At 55.1% G+C, this 20551-nt stretch carries 17 protein-coding genes; 11 read left to right on the top strand and 6 right to left on the bottom strand.

The annotated features are described in order from the left end of the window. Positions 1 to 125: 125 nt before the first annotated feature. A complete protein-coding gene (locus QEH53_RS22620) occupies positions 126 to 1226 on the top strand; it encodes a C1 family peptidase (RefSeq protein WP_309025511.1) in 1101 nt (366 codons plus the stop codon). On the opposite strand, the gene QEH53_RS22615 is transcribed toward QEH53_RS22620, so the two are convergent. The 3 genes from QEH53_RS22615 to tyrS all read right to left on the bottom strand — a co-directional run bounded on the left by QEH53_RS22615 (position 1218) and on the right by tyrS (position 4001). Beyond that, complete coding sequence (locus QEH53_RS22615; RefSeq protein ID WP_309025510.1) at positions 1218 to 2345, bottom strand: DUF3524 domain-containing protein; 1128 nt, start codon at positions 2343 to 2345, stop codon at positions 1218 to 1220. The genes QEH53_RS22620 and QEH53_RS22615 overlap by 9 nt on opposite strands. Positions 2346 to 2432: 87 nt before the next feature. Further along, positions 2433 to 2663, bottom strand: coding sequence for a zinc ribbon domain-containing protein (locus tag QEH53_RS22610; RefSeq protein ID WP_309025509.1), 231 nt, complete (start codon positions 2661 to 2663; stop codon positions 2433 to 2435). A 48-nt stretch (positions 2664 to 2711) separates the two neighbouring features. Beyond that, on the bottom strand, positions 2712 to 4001 hold the full coding sequence (gene tyrS / locus QEH53_RS22605; RefSeq protein WP_309025508.1) for a tyrosine--tRNA ligase: 1290 nt from the start codon (positions 3999 to 4001) through the stop codon (positions 2712 to 2714). A 91-nt stretch (positions 4002 to 4092) separates the two neighbouring features. On the opposite strand from tyrS, the gene yihA reads away from it, so the two are divergent. Beyond that, complete coding sequence (yihA, locus tag QEH53_RS22600; RefSeq protein ID WP_309025507.1) at positions 4093 to 4788, top strand: ribosome biogenesis GTP-binding protein YihA/YsxC; 696 nt, start codon at positions 4093 to 4095, stop codon at positions 4786 to 4788. A gap of 16 nt (positions 4789 to 4804) precedes the next feature. Then, on the top strand, positions 4805 to 5419 hold the full coding sequence (locus QEH53_RS22595; RefSeq protein ID WP_309025506.1) for a 3'-5' exonuclease: 615 nt from the start codon (positions 4805 to 4807) through the stop codon (positions 5417 to 5419). 202 nt (positions 5420 to 5621) lie between these two features. Here QEH53_RS22595 and corA read toward each other — a convergent pair whose 3' ends face one another. Next, complete coding sequence (gene corA, locus QEH53_RS22590) at positions 5622 to 6785, bottom strand: magnesium/cobalt transporter CorA (RefSeq protein WP_309025505.1); 1164 nt, start codon at positions 6783 to 6785, stop codon at positions 5622 to 5624. Between the two features lie 206 nt (positions 6786 to 6991). Here corA and QEH53_RS22585 point away from each other — a divergent pair, with 206 nt between their 5' ends. Continuing rightward, positions 6992 to 7510 (top strand): ATP-binding protein, encoded by a 519-nt coding sequence (locus QEH53_RS22585; RefSeq protein WP_309025504.1) that lies wholly within the window; start codon positions 6992 to 6994, stop codon positions 7508 to 7510. A 52-nt stretch (positions 7511 to 7562) separates the two neighbouring features. Here QEH53_RS22585 and QEH53_RS22580 read toward each other — a convergent pair whose 3' ends face one another. After that, positions 7563 to 10886, bottom strand: a complete 3324-nt coding sequence (locus QEH53_RS22580) for a glycoside hydrolase family 88 protein (protein ID WP_309025503.1) — start codon at positions 10884 to 10886, stop codon at positions 7563 to 7565. A gap of 124 nt (positions 10887 to 11010) precedes the next feature. Here QEH53_RS22580 and QEH53_RS22575 point away from each other — a divergent pair, with 124 nt between their 5' ends. Both QEH53_RS22575 and kduI read left to right on the top strand, forming a co-directional pair. Next, positions 11011 to 11769, top strand: a complete 759-nt coding sequence (locus tag QEH53_RS22575) for an IclR family transcriptional regulator (RefSeq protein WP_309025502.1) — start codon at positions 11011 to 11013, stop codon at positions 11767 to 11769. Between the two features lie 67 nt (positions 11770 to 11836). Beyond that, positions 11837 to 12691, top strand: a complete 855-nt coding sequence (gene kduI, locus QEH53_RS22570; RefSeq protein ID WP_309025501.1) for a 5-dehydro-4-deoxy-D-glucuronate isomerase — start codon at positions 11837 to 11839, stop codon at positions 12689 to 12691. A 97-nt stretch (positions 12692 to 12788) separates the two neighbouring features. On the opposite strand, the gene QEH53_RS22565 is transcribed toward kduI, so the two are convergent. Then, on the bottom strand, positions 12789 to 14903 hold the full coding sequence (locus QEH53_RS22565) for an FAD-binding protein (RefSeq protein WP_309025500.1): 2115 nt from the start codon (positions 14901 to 14903) through the stop codon (positions 12789 to 12791). 288 nt (positions 14904 to 15191) lie between these two features. Between QEH53_RS22565 and QEH53_RS22560 the strand changes: the two genes are divergently transcribed. The 5 genes from QEH53_RS22560 to QEH53_RS22540 form a co-directional block, all read left to right on the top strand. Continuing rightward, positions 15192 to 17249 carry an ATP-binding protein gene (locus QEH53_RS22560; RefSeq protein ID WP_309025499.1) on the top strand — a complete coding sequence of 686 codons (2058 nt, stop codon included), beginning with the start codon at positions 15192 to 15194 and terminating at the stop codon, positions 17247 to 17249. Further along, on the top strand, positions 17250 to 17885 hold the full coding sequence (locus QEH53_RS22555) for a response regulator transcription factor (RefSeq protein ID WP_309025498.1): 636 nt from the start codon (positions 17250 to 17252) through the stop codon (positions 17883 to 17885). A gap of 184 nt (positions 17886 to 18069) precedes the next feature. Then, on the top strand, positions 18070 to 19488 hold the full coding sequence (locus QEH53_RS22550; RefSeq protein ID WP_309025497.1) for a Gfo/Idh/MocA family oxidoreductase: 1419 nt from the start codon (positions 18070 to 18072) through the stop codon (positions 19486 to 19488). A 31-nt stretch (positions 19489 to 19519) separates the two neighbouring features. Then, positions 19520 to 20338, top strand: a complete 819-nt coding sequence (locus QEH53_RS22545; RefSeq protein ID WP_309025496.1) for a DUF1080 domain-containing protein — start codon at positions 19520 to 19522, stop codon at positions 20336 to 20338. A 25-nt stretch (positions 20339 to 20363) separates the two neighbouring features. Further along, the coding region (locus tag QEH53_RS22540) for a hypothetical protein (protein WP_309025495.1) at positions 20364 to 20551 on the top strand (188 nt) is incomplete at its 3' end.

The following is a 20551-nucleotide window of genomic DNA, read 5'->3' as shown; positions in this document are numbered from 1 at the left end:
GCGGCAGCCCTACGGGGTTGTTCTCCTAGGTTTCCCGCAAAATGGTGATGAACCTTTTTTTTGTCCCATTGAAGAAGTCGCCAAAAAATCCGAAAGAAAAGGAAGGTTCCACTCTGCTATTTACAATGAAAACTCTCATTCTTCTTCTTGCTCTTCTCATGTCGGTCAGGCTTTTTGCGGCAGACACGTTTGAAAAACTAGAGGTGGGGGCGAATGTGTACCACAGTGTTGTCGTCCTTTCGGCCAACGAATCATCGCTTTCCATTCGGCATGCTAGAGGCATAGCCCAAGTTCCTCTTTCTCAGCTTACTTCCGAACTGCAATTGAAGTATGGATACGATTCGGCCAGCGCCGCGGAGCGCGAAGCGGAATTGGCTGCCCAACGTCAGCGCCAGGCTCAGGCTCAACAAGAGCGAATCGAGGCCGCCAAGACCGCGTTCGCTGAGGAACAAAATAACCGTGGTCGGACCCATTCGCGGAGTTCGTCTTCGAACAGCGCATTTTCACTCTTTGGCTCCAAACCTCAGCTGAAAAAAGAAGTCGATCTGCGTGACCGCTTTCGCAGTCATGGTATTCGAATTCGCAGTCAAAGTGGTCCAAGCTGTTCGGTGCATGCAATTATAGCCGCCTTAGAGTACCAATTTGCCGAAAGGCACGGGCGGGTGTTGAACCTGTCGGAGCCTTACTTGGTAAACGCGACCTCGCGTTCCCTTGGTCGACCGGACGCGGTTGGCTTTGATACGCAAACAGGGCGCCGCAATGGCTTAGATCTGGGGTTTGCGTTGGAACACGTTTTTCAAGCCATTCGCGGGCATGGGCTTGCCTTGGAGCAATCTAGGGAAGAACGATCAGCTGACGCTCCGTATTCTTTGTTGGATACAGTAGATTTTAGTCCTTTTATGGTTCCCGGGAGCCGTTCGCAAAAAGGGATAGAGAATATTGTCCACGTACTTAATGAGAACATGCCGGTAGTGGTCGGCGTGTCTTGGCCTGCTTATTCGAGAATCGCCCATACAAGTGTTCTCGGCAAGCAACCGGTCCGTCCTAATGGCGGTCATGCCGTTACGATCATTGGCTATCGCTGCGAGGATGGAACTATCGAGAACGCCAGGTTCATATTCCGCAATTCATGGGGCGACGACTGGGGTGCGGGAGGCTATGGATTCTTCACTTACGAGTATCTGATGAACCATCTCGATAGTTGCTACGTGGTGGAGCTAAATTAGCTCAGCGCATTCGACGAAGGTTTCGTCGTAGTGGTCGATACATTTACGCCAGTCGTATGAACTCATCTGGGTCGCGAGTTCGCTTGGCCGTGTCCAAGCGCCGGATCCTATAAGCGTAGCGAGTTTGTTAACCGCGTCCTCTTGAGAAGAGTAGTAGAGATCCGAGTAGATTTCCGTGTCTACGTGGTTGGGATAAGCGAGTCGTTTGGGCAGGACCGGGTGGCAACCGCAGTAGATCGCTTCCACTACGCTGCCTCCGAAGAAGTCTTGGCGCGAGGTCACGGGTAGGATATCCGCTCTCCAAAGCCATTGCGCATAATCTGCGAAACTATCTGCCCGTCCGTATGAGATGATACGTCGTCCTAACTTCTTTCGCGCATGGGCGAAGTACTCGGGCTCTTCGTCGAAGCGGTCGCCGAGTAGGGCGACTTCGAATTCGAGACCGCGATCTGCTAACGCGAAGAGAAGTTTGCAGAATCCTTTGGGATTCTTGTCATATTCCCAGCGGTGATTCCAAAGCAACAGTGGGACTCCTTTTGCGCGAGGCGCGTCCGGCTTGAACTCGTCGAAAGCTCTCAGGTCTAAGCCGAGGGGTAGGGCTTGGCTCTTCGAATCGATGCTGGAGATAGTGCTTTTGTTTCGGTGGTCGGGGTAGCGGTCGAGAAATTTCGGAAGGGCTCCCACGAACGCATCGCGATGGTATTGAGAATTGTAGTACACTCGGTCCGCAGCAAGGGCAGTGGTGTAGTTGATGAAGGCGTAGTGCAGGTCGCGGCTCTTCTTCACGTCCGCATCGCGAGGAGACCAAGGATAGCAGAGTTGGTTTTCGTGGAAGTAAACGGCACTGGGCGTTTTTGCGTAGCGGGAGCGGACGAGGCCGAGGAAGACGGCGAAGTCCAGCATGTCGGTGGAAAGGAGAAGGTCGTATTGAGTTTCTCGCGACAGCAGTTGGTTCGCGAGAGTGACCGCAGCTCCGTGCATTCTCCATTTCCAGCTACGGCCTGGCAGGGTCAATAGGTCAATCTGGTGACGGGAGTTGCGCTGTAATTCCTCCGCCCAACGCTGGTGCGAGCCAGAGAAGAAGGGCTCGATGAGGGCGATTTTTAGTACAGGAGGCATGAAAAGTCCCTAGCGCGGAGCTTCAGCCCGCGACCGTGGTGAATGGATCTCGCAATGCTGCCGCGGGCTGAAGCACCGCGCTAGGGACTAATTGTGGCAGCCGCAGCCGCCTCCGCCACAGGCGTGTCCGCCGCTCGAAGGGCTAGGGGCGTTGCCGCTCATGGTAAAGCCGTAACCTCCGACGATGACGCGCTTGATCGGCTTGCCGGTTTCGGGATGGGCGGTGAGAGCGTCGTCCTTCATACTTTGCTGGATTTCGAAGCGCTCGGGCTTCTCCTCATTGGACTGGGGAATGGTCTCGTAAACGTAGGTCGCCATAGGGGAGAATTATGAGGGATTAAGGATGAAATATGAAGTGGAAAATTCCTACTCCACGATCAAGGCAGCGTAGTTCTTTTTGCCGCGGCGGAGCAGGATATATTTTCCGTAGTGGACGTCCTCCGAGGTGAGTCTGTAGCTGAGGTCTTGCACGCGTTCGTTATTCACGTTTACCCCGCCGCCTTGCACGTCCTTCTTGGCTGTTTTGCGGGATTGCGAAAGTCCGGCGTTAACGAGCGCATCGAGAATAGAGAGGCCATCTTCGCTTTCGAGGTCGGTCCCGGCGATCCTGGCGCTGGGGACTTCGCTAGCAACTTGAGCGAGGGCGTTTTCGGAGATACCTTCGAGGCCGCCGCCGAAGAGTATCTTGGAGGCGTTGATGGCGTCATTGGTCGCTTCTTCTCCATGTACTAGCTTGGTCATCTCGAAGGCGAGGGCACGGTGGGCTTCGCGCGCTCCGGGGTTTCCGTTGTGCTTGGCCTCGAGCTCGCTGATTACCTCGTGGTCGAGGAAGGTGAAGAACTTGAGGAAATTGATGACGTCGCGATCGTCGACGTTGATGAAGAACTGGTAGAAGCGGTAGACGCTGGTGCGTGCGGGATCGAGCCAAATGGCACCGTCCACGCTCTTGCCGAACTTGGATCCGTCCGCGTTGGTGATGAGCGGAAAAGTGAGGCCGTAGACGGACTTGCTGGCTTTTTTGCGAGTGAGTTCGGTGCCGACGGTGATATTGCCCCACTGGTCCGATCCGCCGATTTGCAGCTCGCAGTTGTAGGAGTCGTTGAGGTGGAAAAAGTCGTAGCCTTGGATCAGCATGTACGAGAACTCGGTGTAGCTGATGCCGGCTTCGTTGTCGCCGCCTAAGCGAGACTTGACGCTTTCCTTGGCGATCATGGAGTTGACGGTGAAATACTTGCCGACGTCGCGCAGGAAGTCGATGTAGCCGAGTGGGGCGAACCAGTCGGCGTTGTCGACGAGACGGGCGGTGTTATCGATGTCGTCGTTAAAGTCGAGGATGTGGGCGAGCTGCTTTTTGACGCTGGCTACATTATGAGCGAGCAGCTCCTTGGTGAGCAGCTGGCGCTCGGCCTTCTTGCCGGAAGGATCGCCGATGCTGCCGGTGGCACCGCCCGCGAGCACGATAGGCTTGTGACCGTAGTTTTGGAAGCGGCGGAGGGCGATGAGCGGGACGAGATTGCCCACGTGCAAAGAGTCAGCTGTCGGGTCGAATCCTGCGTAAAGAGTGATGGGTCCTTCTTCGAGACGCTTGGTCAGCTCTTCGAGCGCCGTGCAGTCTGTGTAGAGTCCTCTCCACTGTAGATCTTCCAAAATGTTCATAAGGCGAACGGTTTTGGGGAGAAATGGAGGGCGTGTCCAACGAGAAGTTTGCGGGGAAAGGCAATTTGCTTCCGCGAAGCCGTCTCAGGGAGTGGACGCTACCTTGACCTGCGAGGTGGGAGTCACTTGTGTCGCTGACATGAAGATCGAATCAGCTGAGTTTCTGACCAGCGCCAAGAATTTGGAGGATTGCCCACGTTCCTCTTTGCCGGAAGTCGCCTTTATCGGCCGCTCGAACGTGGGGAAATCATCGCTGGTGAACATGCTGACCAAACAGAAGGGATTGGCCAAAGTATCCAAAAGGCCCGGAGCGACAAAGCTATTGAACTTCTTCACCATGAACAAGTGGTGGAACCTCGTTGACCTGCCAGGTTACGGCTATGCTCAGGTCTCCAAGGGTAAGCAGGCCGACTTCAACGAGGCGGTGAGCGAGTACCTCATGGGGCGCCCGCAGCTCAAGTTGATTTGCGCTCTGGTGGATGCTCGCGCCGAGCCAATCGAACTCGACCTCGGTTTTCTGAATTGGCTGGAGGACTGCCCGGTGCCGCACGTGCTGGTCTTCACTAAGACCGATGAGGTGAAAGAGGATCTGTGGAAGCGCAATATGGAGATCTACAAGGAGACGTTGGAAGCCTTGGGACTTCGAATGGTGGAGATGATTCCCTGTTCGTCGGTGGAGCGAGCAGGACGAGGCGTATTGCTGCAGTACATACAGGGCGCTCTTCCTAAGAAGCCGAAGAAGGGTACTGGTACGGGGGTACAGCTAAATTGGCTGAAAAAGCGATAGCCTTGACCTGGAACGTATGAGTAGAGCGGATACGGTAATTGTCCTCGATTTCGAGACGACGGGGCTATCGCCAAACTTGGGAGATCGAGCCATCGAAATCGGTGCGGTTCGTATCGAAGGAGGAGAGATCACGGGACGATTCCAAGAGCTGATGAATCCAGGGCGGCGGATCGACCCGTTTATCGAGAGCTATACGGGAATTTCCAACGAGATGCTCCGAGACGCGGATCCATGCGAGGCAGTGATGGAACGCTTCTCCGATTTCGTCGGCGACTTTAACTTGGTCGCCCACAACGCCTCTTTCGACCAGCGATTTCTCGATGCGGAGATGGCACGCATATCCCGACGTCGGTTCGGACACTTTGCCTGTTCGATGTTGGCGGCTCGCCGGATCTTCCAAGATGCACCTAACCACAAGCTAGGGAGTTTAGTGAGCTATGCGGGAATACCGGTGGACGGTATGTTTCACCGAGCGCTCTATGACTCGGAAATGACGGTGAAGATCTGGCTCCGAATGTTGGATACGATCGGTGACCGTCATGGGATCTTCGACGCGCCCTTCACCTTGATGCGCAAGCTCTGCAAAACGCCGAAGCGGGCGGTGGATGCGTTTCTAGCGGCCGGTCTCTAGATCCCGGTGAGTTGTGCTGGAACTGCTTCACGAGCTGAAACCAGCTAAGAGACAGGTCTGGTCCAATGGCGACTTTGAGGGATCTAAAAATCCATTACAGTCGGAGGGCGCGGCGCTTGCGCCGTCCTCGCAGAGAATGGATCAAACCGATGCGGGACGGCGCAAGCACCGCACCTTACATGAAATATGTGATCCCGCTCAGCTATTTCCCGATCCATCCTTTGCGCTTGAAGTAGATTAGGAGTGTGGCGGTGCAAGTGATGCATGCACCCCAGAAGACGGGATACGAGTATTTCCAGCTGAGTTCGGGGATGTGTTCGAAGTTCATGCCGTAAAGGCCCGCTAAGAAGGTGATGGGCATGAAGAGGCCCGCCATGATTGTGAGGGCTTTCATGACCTCGTTCATGCGGTTTGAGACTACGGAGATATAGAAGTCTTGCAGGCTGTTACACATTTCGCGGGAACTTTCTACGAGTTCGATTATTTGCAAGGAGTGGTCGTGCACGTCGCGCATATATACGCGGACCTTTTTCTCGACGGGTGACGTTTCGTCGAAGGTGAGTTTGCTGGTGAGTTCTCGCACGGGCCAGAAGGAGCGGCGTAGAGCGTACAGCTCGCGTTTTATAAGGTAAATCTGCTGTTGGATGCTCGGCTTAGGGTCTTCCATCGCCTCTTCCTCAAGATCGTTCAGTACGTCTCCGTACCGTTCCAAAATCGGATAGATGTTGTCGACGATGGCGTCGATCAACGCATAGCCTAGATACCAAATAGGATAGCGGCGGAATCGCGAATCAGGGTTTTGGATACGTGTTCGGATTGGGTCCCATACATCGCCTTTCGACTCTTGGAAGGTTATCAAGATGTCGCCGATTACAATGATGCTGACTTGTTCGCTCGCTAACACCTCCTCTTTTATGCGAACCATATCGATGATCACTAGGCTATGAGTATCGTAGAGCTCGAGTTTAGGGCGTTGCGGAATGTGCAATACGTCCTCAGCGGCGAGGGTGTGAAAATCGTAAGCCTTGCGCAGCTCATTTATGATGAACGGGTGCAATCCTTCGATGTTGATCCAGCGATGTCCGCCCCAATCGGGGCGCGGATGGGCGAGCGCTTCGGTAATGTTTGAGAAGTCCTTTTTCTCGAAGCCTCCTTTTCCGTAGTCGATACATTGGATGGGGATCGAGTTGTCTTCGGGAGGAGTGTCGACACCTTTGGCATGCTCGATGCCTGGCGAGGAGGCTATCTTACGGGCGACCGTAGGCTTCTTGGGTTTTACAAAGTGAATCGGCGCGGCGACGAGTTTTCCGATGGAAGACACAGCGTCCGTGAAATGGGATTGCAGGGTCGGCTTTTTCTTGGGCATAGGCGAAGGGGATTAGGCTCGTTGTTGTCGGCTAAACTAGCAGCGGGATGTATTTAATCTAGACCTATTTTCGCGTGCCCAGAGGGCCGCCACGACGCGAGTGACCGAGCTTTCCTTTTCTACGACTTAGATTGCGACAAATGGGAAGGGATCAGCCGCCAAGATGAAAGCTTGAGGCGCCGAGGAATCCCTCGTTTGCTTGCGAAATGGATTTGACTCGTTCGACGCTTCGGAGGTTGGGGGCTCGCAAGCCACCCAAAGGATTGATCCTTTCGGCTGCCACGAGGAAGCAGGTCGCGATGGTCGAGCGCAGGATCGTCCGTGGAGGTGGAGACAACTTCCTGGCCCTTTTCAACGGTCCATCTGGTACGGGAAAGACGGCAGCGGTTGCCTCGATCCGCAAGGCATCCGGCAGGCCGGCTTACCGATTCGATTGCTCGAATTTGCTGAGCAAATACATTGGGGAGACGGAGAAGAACTTGATCATTGTTTTTGAGCGGTCGGAGCGCCGCGGGGCTATACTTTTCTTCGACGAAGCGGATGCGTTGTTCGGCAAGCGCAGCAAGGTTACCGACACGCATGATCGGTATGCGAATCAAGAGGTATCCTATTTGTTGAAACAAATTAGGTCATACCAAGGGCCAGTTCTCTTCCTTAGTCATGATGCGTCGAAACTGAAGAAGACATTCCTCAACAGCCTCGATAGCATTGTGGAGTTCAAGTGAGCTTGCCCACTTCAAGTATTAAGCCGCGGTTCAACTAGTGACCGAAACTGGCCTAGAAGCCGATCCCGTAGACATCCGTTTGATAGTGGGTGTAAGAGTAGTAGTGTCCGCGCAGCCAGAGCACGTTCATTTCGCCGTTGTGGTTACGCGGAACGAAGGGCCGGATGTTGTCTTGGTCAGGGGTGAAGGTGAGTTGCTCCCAATTTGAAACGGAACCGGACGGGCTTAACCGTCCTTGATAGAGCTGGTAGCGTCCGGTGTCGTTGGGCGCTCCGGTGGCGGGCTCGACGTTGCTGGAGATGTAGATGATCGCTGTATCCTCTGGGTCAATACTGATGCCGCCGGCGTAGTGTCGCTCTTGCTCGTAGAGGTAGCTGCCCGCGTAGGCGACTTCGCTGTTGCTCCACTTATTTGAGTCGGGACTCCATTGCGCGACCCAATAACGTAGGTCGCTGCCTTCGGAGCCGTCTGGTGAAGTGATAAACGCGGCGGTCAGGCTGCCGTCCTTGCCGTATTCGAGGTCGTGCGTCCAACCCCGCCCGAAGGAGGCTCCTTCGTAAAGGACGGTACCTTCCTTGGGGAGGATGGGGCTGCCGGCTTGCACGTCCGCGAGGGTTCGAATGAGCGAACCATCCGATTTGTGGAAACCTTCGTCTTGGTAGTAGATGTGGTAGACGTTGTTGGCGCTTTCCTCGCGAGGATGTCCATCCGTATAGAGAATGTCGATACGATCGGTTCCGTTGTTGGAGTACTTGCAGTAGGGGCGCACGCGACCGTCTCCTGAACGAAGGAACTCGAAGCCGCCCTCCCACGTTTGCCCGCCGTCGTCTGACCAAGCTATGTTCGGATTGAAGCCGATGGATCGGTAGAAATTGTAGATGCGATCGTTTTCGGCGGAGAGCTTATTGAGGTTTGCATAGGTGGTGCGGGCTCCAGCTTCGACTTTCTGTTCGGTGCTCTCCCAGTTTCCGAAGGTTTTGTTTTCCAGGTCTTCGATACGGTAGTTCCAAAAGGTTTCGAGGTGGTGGGAGGCATAAGCTGCCAGCAGATTGTCTCCGTGGGTGACGAAGGAGGGATTGTCGTGGTCGTCTCTATCCTGCCAAGTGCTGAGTACGGCTGGCTCGTACTGGAGATGCCGGCCGCCCTGAGGTTTCATTGCGTAGGAGAGGGCCCGTACGTTTCCTTGGTCGTCCACGCCACCGACGAACAATCGGTCGTCGTGCAGGATGGCACGCTCTTCGTTGTACCAGGTCCAAGCGGCGTTGGGCATGATCAGCTTTGCGTCATGATCGGGGCGAATACGGGCCAACGTGTCCGCGTCGATATCCATCTTATAGAGCTCGCTGGCGGCGAGCAGAAAGGCGCCATGCGTGTAGTCGATGGAGTTGTCGGGTCGGACTTTGCGGGGCATTGAGTCGACGAGTTGGGCAAAGCCGAGCTTTCCGCGGTTGTCGAGCTTGCTCACGAGTCCTTCCCAGCCGCGGAGGGCAGCTGGAAGGTAGCTTTTCTCATCGAGATAGCCTCGATTGATGCCTCCAAGTAGGCCGTAGGTGAAGAACGCGGTGCCGCTGGTCTCTGGCGTTTGGTCGAGGTCAGGGCGATTGAGGTAGCTTCTCCAGAGCCCATCGGCTTCCTGTAGAGTGACGAGCTTCTGGGTCATTTCCCGGAAAAGCTGAAGGTAGCGAGGTCGGTAAGCGTCGTCTTCAGGCAGGTAGTCGAGCAGGCGGATCAAGCCGGCGTAGACCCATCCGTTTCCTCGGGACCAGAATACCTTATCGCTCTCCTCAACTGCGGCCCACTGATGGGCCTCGTTGGTTCCTTCGGGGAAGAAACGTAGGTCTCGGTAGAAGAGGTTGGCATGCGGATCGTATAGGAAGTCGGTGGTATCCCAGTAGAGTTCGTGCATGAGGTCCAAGTAGCGGTCGTCGCCTGTGGCCGCGTGCAGGCGCGTGAGCACCGGTGGAGCCATGTAGAGAGCATCGCACCACCACCAGAGGTTGCGTCCGTTCCACTCGAGTTCCTCAACGCCGAGATGCGCGAAGATTTCACGTCCGAGGTCGTCCGTGGTGACGGTGTCTTTTCCAAAGTACTGATCGATCTTGCTTTGAACGTCGGTGATGTAGCGGGGCTCAGGCTTCTCGAGGTAAAGGTCGAGCATGGTCTGTCCCATGCATATGGTGTCTGCATGGAAAAGGTTGTCCTTGATTTTCCAGTTGGAGAGTTCTCCCCAATCGTATGCCCTTTTCCGATACGCTGTGTCGCCGGTCGCTTCGTAAGCGGCGAAAACGCCTGAATAGAAGGTGCCAACTTTCCAGTCTTTCGCTATGTTTTCGCTAAACTCCTCGTGTTGGAATTCGATGACCTTGTCCATGGTCAGCTTGATGAATTCCGGATTGGTGAGGGCGAGTTGCTGCAGCGAGGCAGCGGGCTCAGGCTGTCGTTTGACGGGAAAGGGCTTGTTTAGGGTTGTGGCGTTGGGACCGTCGCGCAGCGATTGCTTGAAGCGTTCAGGGAGGTTTGCCGCGTAGTTGGCGAGATAGTCAGTCCATGCTGTTGCGCTAGTGATCGCGCCGTCCTTTTCCCAACCGAATCCTGTGTAGTAGGTGATGCGACCGTTCACGTCAGTCTCGGTGGCGATGACGATGTGGCTGCGATCTTTCTCCTCCTTTTCCATGTGGATGACCTTTCCGTCGCTACGGTAGGGGACCAGTACACCGGTGCCGAGTCCCGAGCCATCGATTTCTTCCCAAGTCGCCACCCATTGCCCGTTTGCGTCGGAAAAGACCTCCGCCTTGCCGTCGTGGGTAGCGCTGCCGATGGCAACTTTCGCCTTGGCAGGTTGCCCATCGGTAAAGAGCTGGCTGTCCACGCGAATGAGCTGTGACCCGCCCTCAACCGTGACCTTTCGTAGTTCGCGAACCTGCTCGGGAAGTTCCGCCCAATTGTATGTAAATTCAACTACAAAGCGATTCGGTGTTTGTTCGAGGATCTCGTAGCTTCGGTATACGTTCGATTGGACCAGGTCGCCATCGATAAGAAGAGCGAGACCTCCGACTCCCAGGGAAGATCCAACGTGATAGGGATCATACCCTTCTCCGTGGTCTTCATGATAGGACTTTCCGTTCTGAGCCTCCGCGTACCATTTATCGATGATCGGGGTATCGACTCGTTTCAGCCAAGCATCGAGCCCGCTATTCTCTCCGGAGTCCAAGAGCGCTGGGCCATAGACCCGAAAGGCGACCTTGTCGTTCTCGAACGCAAAGTCGTCAAGTCGCTCCGGAACAAACCGACCAGAGGCGAAGGGTTCGGCAGTGAGAGATGTGCTTAAAGTAGTGGCTGCAAGGAGAGCCGTAAGGGGGCGAATGGGGAGTAACATAGGTTTAACTGTGTAGCGCGAACGACACTTCAAGCAATTCAATATCCAATAAAGGTTGTCTTGTTCATATATGAACAGATCCTTATTGCCCTAGCGAGGATGATACGCCACAACCTCTAACGATATGCCAGAATACTCCATTCCAAACCTGCGCAATGCATGTAGATTGCTTCGTCATCTTGGTGAGCAAGAGGGCGCGATGAGCGTGACTGAACTAGCAGAGGAATTGAAGCTTCCACGCACGAGCGCGTTGCGGATTGTTAAGACCCTCGAAGCGGAGGGCTTTTTGCAGGGCAAGGGTTCTGGGTATCAGCTTGGAGGCGCTCTCGCGGCTTTGGGAATGAAGGCTGCGAGCCATGTCGATTTGCGGGCTGCAGCTCGCCCTTTGTTGGAAGCCTTAACCGCTGCGACGGAAGAGACGTGCCACCTTGCCGTTTGGGATGACGGGAGGGCCTTGATCGTGGAGGTCTCCGAATGTTTGCATCCTTTAAGCGCTGCGTCCCGTCCGGGAACTCGCGCCTACGTACACGCTTCTGCGACGGGTAAGACACTCTTAGCCAATAACTTTCTCGATCGCCTAGGGACAGTTTGGGGAAAGGCGGACCGTATCTCTCTCACTCCTAAAACGATCACTAGCGTGGAGGTCTTGAAGAGGGAACTCGTTAAGGTTTTACGGACCGGCTATGCGGTGGACGATGAGGAGTATCACGTGGGGGTTCGTTGCGTAGCGGCACCTGTCTTCGATAGCGAAGGAAGGGTTTGCGCAGGGCTTGGATTGACCGCATCCAGCGGACGCTTTACCAAGAGGAGAACCTCCGAGTTCGCGGCAAAGGTGCAAAAGGCCGCAGCTGACCTTTCGCGTTTGCTTGGCTGGCAGGGCTAGCTCGCCTGCGGCATGCTCGCAATCTCGCGAGTTGACTCATTTCGAGGATGGGATAGTTTTGAATGTTATGTTCAAATATGAATTTCCAGCCATCAGCTATCGTTTCTCACCAAGTGTGGGGGAATACCGCACTTTCAGCACGCAGCAGTTACGTGACGCGTTTTTGATCGAAACGCTTTTCGTTAACGACGAAATCATTTTGCATGCGACCGATCTGGATCGCGCTATCGCTGGAGGGATCATGCCGGTGGAAAGCTCTCTCAAGATCGGCTCGATCGACGCCTTGCGCTGCGACTACTTTTTCGAACGGCGCGAGGGTGGGGTCATCAATATAGGAGGGGCAGGGACTGTCGAAGTCGATGGAAAGGCCTACGAGGTCGCAAACAGGGATTGCCTCTACATCGGCCGCGGTGCGAAGGAAGTCGTATTCACATCTTCTGACAAGGCGAACCCGGCAGCATTTTATTTGTTAAGCTACCCGGCTCACAAGGAATACCCGACCACCTTGGCGAAGCCAGCGGACGCGAACAAGCTCGAACTGGGAGCCAAGGACACCTGCAACGAGCGAACGCTATACCAGTACATCCACGAAAATGGAATAAAGAGCTGCCAGTTGGTGATGGGCTTCACGGAGCTCGCGGTGGGAAGCGTTTGGAATACGATGCCTTCGCACACTCATTTCCGTCGTTCCGAGATTTACTTATATTTCGATGTGACTCCAGAAAACCAAGTCCTGCACTTGATGGGGCAGCCAGACGAAACGCGGCCTTTGTGGATCAAGAACCGCCAAGCGGCCCTTTCGCCGAGCTGGTCTATCCATAGCGGAGCGGGCACTGCATCCTACTCATTCATATGGGGAATGGGTGGCGAGAACCAACGCTTCGACGACATGGATGGTTTCCCGATCAGCGACTTGAAGTAGGGAAGCTCGAATACGCGTTTGTGAAAAAGGACGACCCGTGAAGGCTGTCCTTTTTCTGTGAATACGCGCTACGGGGACGAAATCTTCATCGCGGCGTTTAGCCTTCCTTGATGAGATAGGGGCCCCAACCTTTTTCGAAAAACTCACGGCTGACCTCGGGCGTAAGGTCCACCGGCAGGGAGCGAATGGGAAAACTGTCGCCGTCGCGTTTGATGACGAGCTTTTCTACCCGGTCTTTCTCGAGCTCTTCCTTGAAGCGGAACCGGCTGAGGTCTTCATCTTTGGCCTCGGGGCACTGAGCTCCGTTGTCGTCACAGATGGCGCGAGCGCCGCGGCTACCGCCACCGTTTTGAATGTAGTGGTCGAGAGCGGTGAGGACGGCTTCCGAAACCATCGCCATATGGCGCCAGCGGAAGGCGCTGCCGACAAGAGAAGGGGAAGTGACACGCAGGCCGCCTGCGGATTCGACTTCCTGGCGCAGCTTGCGAGCCTCGGCGAGAGCCGCAGAGACGTCGTCGGCAGAACAGATAATACCGGCATGATCGCTCATGCGGTCTTGGATCTCTGCCTTCACTTGGTTGGTACTTTTGCCCTCGGACTTATCGAGGAAAGAGGCCGCTGTTTCGAGGGCCTTGGCCAGCGAGGTTTCAATGCTTTTGATGTCTGCGTTGGCAGGTTGGCGGTTGAGGCGCGAGCGCTTGATGGCGATGGCGACGCGTTTGCCGAAGACCTGACCAGAATTGAGAGCCGCACCGCCCGGGCGGGTGACGCCGTGGTTACCGGCCGCTTCGCCGACAGAGTAGCAACCCTCGAGGGAGGTCTTGCCCCAGTCGTCGATTAGGATGCCGCCGTTCATGTGCTGGTTGTTCATGGCAAATTCGAGAGGCTCCTTGCAGAGGTCGGTGCCGTGCATGCGGTAGAGCTCGATGGCGAGCGGGTTCATGCGCTTGAGCCGGTCGATGGGGAGCTCGGAGAGAGCTTCGTTGTTTTCGAGATAAGCTCTCACGTCGGGATCAAGATCGTCGAGGGAGAATTGTTCGCCCTCATTGACAGGATCCGGATTGCGCAGGAAGTCGAGGTAGACCTTTCGGCCAGCCTTTTGCTCGAGGAAGACGGCGAGGTCCAGAAGGCTGGACCCGTAGTCAAGCATGCGGGTGGAGTGGAAGGGCCACTGGTAGCCTTTGCGAAAAGTGTTGGATACCATCTCCCGCGTGGTGCGGTAGTAGCGAGTGAGGAAATTATGCTCCTTGCCGTCCTCGTCCGCTGAATACACTCGTGGCATCACTTGCACATAGGTGCCAGATAGATTCCAGGGGAATGTGGTACGCGGGGACCCGATGCCGAACTGGCTCTCGGTGACGTTCGTCAATTCAATACCTGCCTCCAAGGCAATGCCGAGACCTCCGTGGCAATGATGTGGATACACGGAGTCGCGATAGAGTTCGCCGGGTCCGCCGGTAGCGATGACGAGGTCTTGGCAGGCGAGAAATACGAAGCCGTAGAGGTTACGCTTTTCGGGGCGATGGGTTGCGAGTACGCCGACCACCCGCTCGCCGTCAGCGGTCGTTTCCTTGACGATTTGGATACCGCTACAGCTAGAGAGGATGCGCATGCCCAGCGTGTTGGCCTCATCGAAGAGGACCTTGACCATGAGCTTAGAGGTGCGGGGACCGCAGCTGGTGGCTCGTCCCGCTTCGTCGTGGTCGGTCTTGTAGCGCAGAATCGCGCCTCGATCGTCGTGGGGGAGAGGGAGCCCCATGAATTGTAGGCCGCCAATCGCGTCGATGGAACCGACCGCCTCCACGTAGGCAGTTGAGAAATTCATGCTGCCGCCATTGCAGAGACTTTGGGCATACTTCAGGAAATTGTCACCTTTGTAGTCGGTGCTGGCGGTGTAAAGGGTTTGCTTGTCCGACCCGGAGCAGGCGGAAGTGCCGGCGAAGAGTCCAGTGCTTGCTACCAAGACGTCGATACCACGTCGCTTCGACTCCACGGCGGCCCGCATGCCGGCGGCGCCGCTTCCGAGGACGAGGGTTTCGCAACGATAGACCGGGATGATCGCATCCCCGACCTGCATGGTTTCTTCGCTAGCTGCAACGTCCTTGACCGCTGGCATATCTACGCGTGTCAGGCGGTCGAGGATATCCTGGGGAATGGTGTCGAATCCGTCTTCTTTGGAATCGGAGGGTGTCGGGCTGTTTTCGGAACTCATAGCTTAGTGGCATCGATGCTTGATGGCTCCTTCGGAAATTTCAATCTCCGAGAGAGGGCAAAAGGGTTAAAAATTATCTCCTAAGATAAAATTGTAGGAAAAAATGGAGTTAAAGAATAAAAAATACCGGGTTTGGCGGTAAGCTGCGAGGCCAATGATGCGCGGCTTGTCCCATCGAGCAGATGGTCCTTATGACCCCGGTGAGGCGCAGATCCGAGGGTTGTGGGAAAGAGTCGGTTTGTCTTTTTCGCTGGAGGAAGCGGCGACTTTCGGTGATGGAAGAAGGTGATGGTTTCGCGTTTTCCCACCGAATGGCTGATTATTCTGTGCTTGCTCTTAGGCATTGATCAGGTGTGCGGGCAAGAGGCGCTGAAGCCTGGCATACCTTCAGCGGATTCGGTTCGGTTTTGGAATATTCCTCCCGCTCTGGAGGCCCTTGACCAAGAAGCAGAGCGGTTGAGCCATCAGTTGGAAGAGTTGCCTAGCCTCGAAGACAGTTTGCAGATCGATGCCTACGGCTACCACAGCAGCTATCTTCCGAAGCTGGAACGAATGCCACGGGAGCCACGATGGACGGTTACCATGGAAATTCCTTACCAAGGAGGGGTGCAAGAAATCTACCTCGTTCCCGCGGCGGATCGACGTGAGCCGAACATGCCAGGCTATGGCTTTCCGAAGCGATTCCAGATCAAGGGCGTCGACTTTGATGGGGAAGAGCATCTCCTCGTCGATTATCAGCAGAGCGACTTTCCAGATCCTGGAAGATTGCCAGTGCGTCTGCTTCTGGAAACGAGACGCTATCAAAATGTGAGCTTGCAGGTGTTTCGGGGGCAGGTAGAGGATAATAAGGAATTCTTCGCTTTGGACGAAATCGCCCTGCGAGCCAGTTTTTATCTGTGGAGCCTCCAAAAAGTGGATACGACTGGCAGTTTTGAAGCGCCTCCCTTTTGGAGCTCCGATTATTTGATCGACCAGAAGACAAGCATGGGCCTGCCGGTCCAGCCGCATCCGGATGGCCGGCAATACGATCAGGATTTCGTGAAGCGTTTCGATGGCGAAACATCGGAGCCGGTCGTGATCGAACTCGATCTAGGGGAAAACAAAAGGCACGGTGAGTTGGTGCTCTATCCAGCTCAACCTCCAGAGGGTGTATTTGTCCCTGGATACGGATTTCCGGGAAAGCTGCAGGTTGAAATTTCACGTTATGTAGAGGAAACGGGAGAGCGGGAGCTCTTTTATCAAGAGGAGCCGCAGATCCTGCAAAATCCCGGTAACAACATTGTCCGCTTTTTGCTGAGCGGTCGAGAAGGGCGCTGGTTAACGATTACTTTCGAAGACTTTCCCGTGTATCAAGGAGCTTCGACCTTTGGCTTTGGCGAAATCGAATTGACGGAGGCGCGTGAATCGATGTCGCGGGGAGCGAACGTATCTTCTCCGTCTTTGCCGGATTCGGACACTGAAGCGTTGCAGCGACTGACCGACGGACTCTCGGGCGGAAGGACCGTCATTCCTCTGTTGCCCTGGTTGGACGAGCTATCGGCTCGCCGCGATTTGCAAGGCGAGCTTGACCGGATCGAACAAATGAAGGCGGACCTCTTCGGACGTTGGAATCAGGGAATTGAGCTCAGCCTTTCGATCGCCTTGTGGGGAGGGTCGACGACTTTGATCGTGGTGGTCGCAGTCGGAGCCATCGTGCAGCGGCGACGATTTGCCTCGCTGAGGAGGAGTATCGCTAAGGACTTGCACGACGAGGTGGGAAGTAACTTGGGAAGCGTAAGGCTGGTTGCGGAACGCCTCCAGCTGGACTCCGGTGGCCCGGAGGCTCAGCGCGATTTGAGCGATCTGGTCTTGATGGCTCGAGAGGCCTCGGCTTCGCTCATGGATGTCGTTTGGATGACGGACAAGCGCTCGTTAAAGCTGTCTGAATTGATCCCCAACTTCAAGAAAAGGGCAGAACGAGTGCTGAGCGGGATCGATGTCGAGGTTGAGATCGACGTCGAACCTCCGGACTTAGAGGTACCTTTGACGGTGCGACGGCAGTTGATGCTGTTTTTCAAGGAAGCGGTTTACAATTGCGCGCGGCATTCCGGTGCGAAGAAAGTCCGCTTGGAAATCGTCTTGAGCGGCAGCGCTTTTCGTATCCTGCTGACCGACGACGGCTGCGGTTTTGATACGGAAAGCCTTGGAGATGGTTGGGGGATAGATAGCATGCGCGAGAGGGTCGAAGAGCTTCAAGGTACCTTTATTTTGAATACGGCTGTCGGGAAAGGGACGGCAGTGGGGTTCTCGATTCCGCTCAAAGGCTTGCTCCGGATCTACCGTACCGGTTATCAAAGTTCAAATTAGATGACACCGATAAACATATGGATCGTCGAAGATGATTCCGGCTACCGCCGAAACCTTCAGATTTCCTTGCAACGCCAGGATCACATCACCTGTAGTCGGACCTTTCCGAATTGTATCAAGTTTTTGGATGCGATCAATTCAGGCGAGCGCCCAGATGTGGTCTTGATGGACTTGGGCTTGCCGCAAATGGGGGGCGTCGAGGGGATTGGCCGATTGAAGGCGATCGATCCGGACGTGAGCGTATTGGTGCTCACGGTGGAAGAAAAGAAAGATACGGTGATGCGAGCCCTCGACGCGGGTGCCATGGGCTACCTGCTGAAGGCTTCCAGCGTGCAGGACATTGTCAATGCGCTCGAACAGGTTATCCAAGGGGGTGCGGCGCTTGGGGCAGGAGTAGCCAAGCTGGTATTGGGCGAGGTGCGTAAGCCCGTAGTTCGCGAGGATTTTGGTTTGTCCGCTCGCGAGATCGAAGTGCTAGAACAATTGGCGGAGGGACTATCTTCCAAGGAAATAGGAGCTAAGCTGTGCATCAGCACCGCGACGGTGAATTTCCATCTTGGCCGCATCTACCAGAAATTGGACGTGCAGTCGCAGACTGGGGCAGTAGCCAAAGCGCTGCGGAGTGACTTGATTTAGGGGCGATCGATCTGTAGGGGGCGGCTACAGGTGCCCGGAATGTCCAAAAACTAGCAGATCGACTAGTAGACGGGAGGCAGGGGTAGTGGTATTCTCTCGACTAGCCTCGAGCTGCTGTGCCCACCCGCCGCAGTAGTGGCCAGTTCATTTAATTTCTTTTAACCCCCCAGAAACGAAACCCCCAATGGCATCTCTTAACCGTAGAAACTTCCTCAAGAAATCCGCGTTAGCGGGCGCGACTGCGTTCGTCCTGCCGCGTTTCAGCATCGGCAAGGCCGGCATATCGGCGAACAGCCGGATCAATATTGCCATGATTGGGGCCGGCAACATCGCCGGTATGGCCTATGGCGGTTGCAAAGGGGAGAACATCGTCGCATTGGCGGACGTCGACTCGACCATGTTCGGGCAACAGAGCGAGAATCATCCTGAGGTTCTGAAGGCTAAGCACTTCGCAGATTTTCGCGTAATGTTAGACAAGCTCGGAAAGGACATCGACGCGGTTTGTATCAATACCCCTGATCACACCCACTTTGCGGCGACCATGCATGCCATGGAAATGGGCAAGCATGTTTGTACCCAAAAACCTCTTACGCACAATATCTGGCAAGCGCGTACCCTACAAAAAGCCAAGAAGAAGTACAAGGTGGTCACGAACATGGCGGTGCAGGGCCACACCTACGACGGCATACGCCAAATGCGAGAGTGGTACGAAGCCGATGTATTTGGCCAAATCCACGAGGCTCACTCCTGGATTCAAGGACCGGATTGGAGATCGTTCGAGGAGGGCCGCTGGTATTGGCACAAGCCGAACCAGTATCCGATGACGAAAGACCCTGTGCCTGCTCATCTTGACTGGGATTTATGGCTCGGCCCCAATCCCGCGGATACCGAGTTTAACGAACTTTACCATCCGAAGAGCTGGCGTGGATTCAATGCCTTTGGCAACGGCTTATTCGGTGATTGGATGCCGCATATTGCGGATGCTCCGGTTTGGGTTCTCGACCTGTTCGAGCCGGTGGTAGTGGAGTTGGTTCGAAGAGATGGCGGCAACGATATCGTCGTACCGGACGGAAACACCGTTCGCTGGGAATTTAAAAAGCGCGGGTCCAAGGCTCCCTGCACCTTCTATTGGCACAACGGCGACAAGAGTTTCATGCCCGAAGCGCCGGAAGGTTGGACCTGGGGTGACCTGCCTAAGTACGGGACACTGTACTATGGCGATAAGCAATTAGGATTCACGGACGAACGCTCCAACAATCCTCGCCTTGGCAACAAAGAGGCTATGAAGGAATTCAAGGCCGCTGGGTATCCAGAAGAAAAATACGAGCGTGTTAAAGGTGGACCATTCGAAGAATGGGTTCGCGCGATTAAGGGAGATGGCTCGGAGCCTGGCGCGAACTTTGACTACGCTGCCCCTTACACGGAGATGATGCTGATCGGCGTGCTCGCGGCTCGCTTCGGTGGGCGTATCGAGTGGGATCCTAAGCTTGGCATCACCAATCGTCCAGAGCTCAACGAGTACGTCCGTCCCATCAACGTGCGTGAAGGTTGGGACTACGGGAAGGACCTTTGGAAAAAAAGGTCCAAATTTGCGGTATCCTGAATCGAGACCGTGTATCCAAAATCTTAGTCATATGTTAAACCTCCCCAATAGGGTTTCTCTTATCGGTGCTGTAGTGGCGTTGCAAGGGATCGCTTGCGGGGAGCCAATTTTTAATGGGCGTTCGCTCGATGGCTGGCATATCATGCAAATGCCGAGCGACGACCCTTACCATGCGACGGAGGACAACTTCTTCGTCGAGGATGGTGCCATTGTTTGCGCTCAAACTGAACAGCGAAAGGGTGGTTTGCTGCTAACGGATGCCACATTCATCGACTTCGAGTTGAAACTTGAGATGAAGTCGGATTGGGGTTGCGATTCTGGAGTCTTCATTCGCTGCACCAACAAAGGGCAGGGGATCCAGATCATGAACGACTACCTTCCCGGTGGTAATGTCGGGGGATTGTACGGTCAAGGCACGGGCGGCTATCTATCGCGTCCCATACAACTCGCGGAAGGGACGGAATCGGGCAGTGTTCTGGCGCGCAACAGCTACGATGGAGTCGAGATCGATGGGCTCGTTTACTTTATCGATGCAGATGGCTGGAACGAACTTTGGAAGGCGAGTGAATGGAATACCCTCAGAATCCGCTGCGTGGGCGCGGAACCGCGCATAACGACCTGGGTCAACGATGTTAAGGTGATGGAAATGGACGGTCGCGTCTGCCGCGCTCGCCACCTCGAAGATGTGAACAATGCCAACTGGGATGCTAAGCCGGCCTGGGATCAGGAATTGATACAGTCCATTACTGGTAACGCAGGACGCATCGGCCTGCAGATCCATCCTGGAAACCGTTGGAAAGCAGGCGGCACCGTCCGTTACCGGAGTATTGTCCTGACTCCTATCAAGTAGACACCCATTTTGTATCCAATTTATCATGCAAGAAAATAAATCCCCAGAATCTCCCTTCCAACTCGACGCGCTTGGCGCGTCCTTCGCGTTCCTGGTGCTGCGCCTTTGGCTGGGCGTTCGCTCGCTCCTGACGGGCCTGGAGAAGTTCGCCGGGGTGGAGACCAAGCAGCGCCCGCTGCTCGACGAGTTCGGCGACCCGGACATCTCCGGGGC

It is taken from the genome of Pelagicoccus sp. SDUM812002, assembly GCF_031127835.1.
Taxonomy (GTDB): Bacteria; Verrucomicrobiota; Verrucomicrobiia; order Opitutales; family Opitutaceae; genus Pelagicoccus.
The sequence above is the reverse complement of the archived record's forward strand: the minus strand, read 5'-3'. Positions and strand labels throughout refer to the sequence as shown.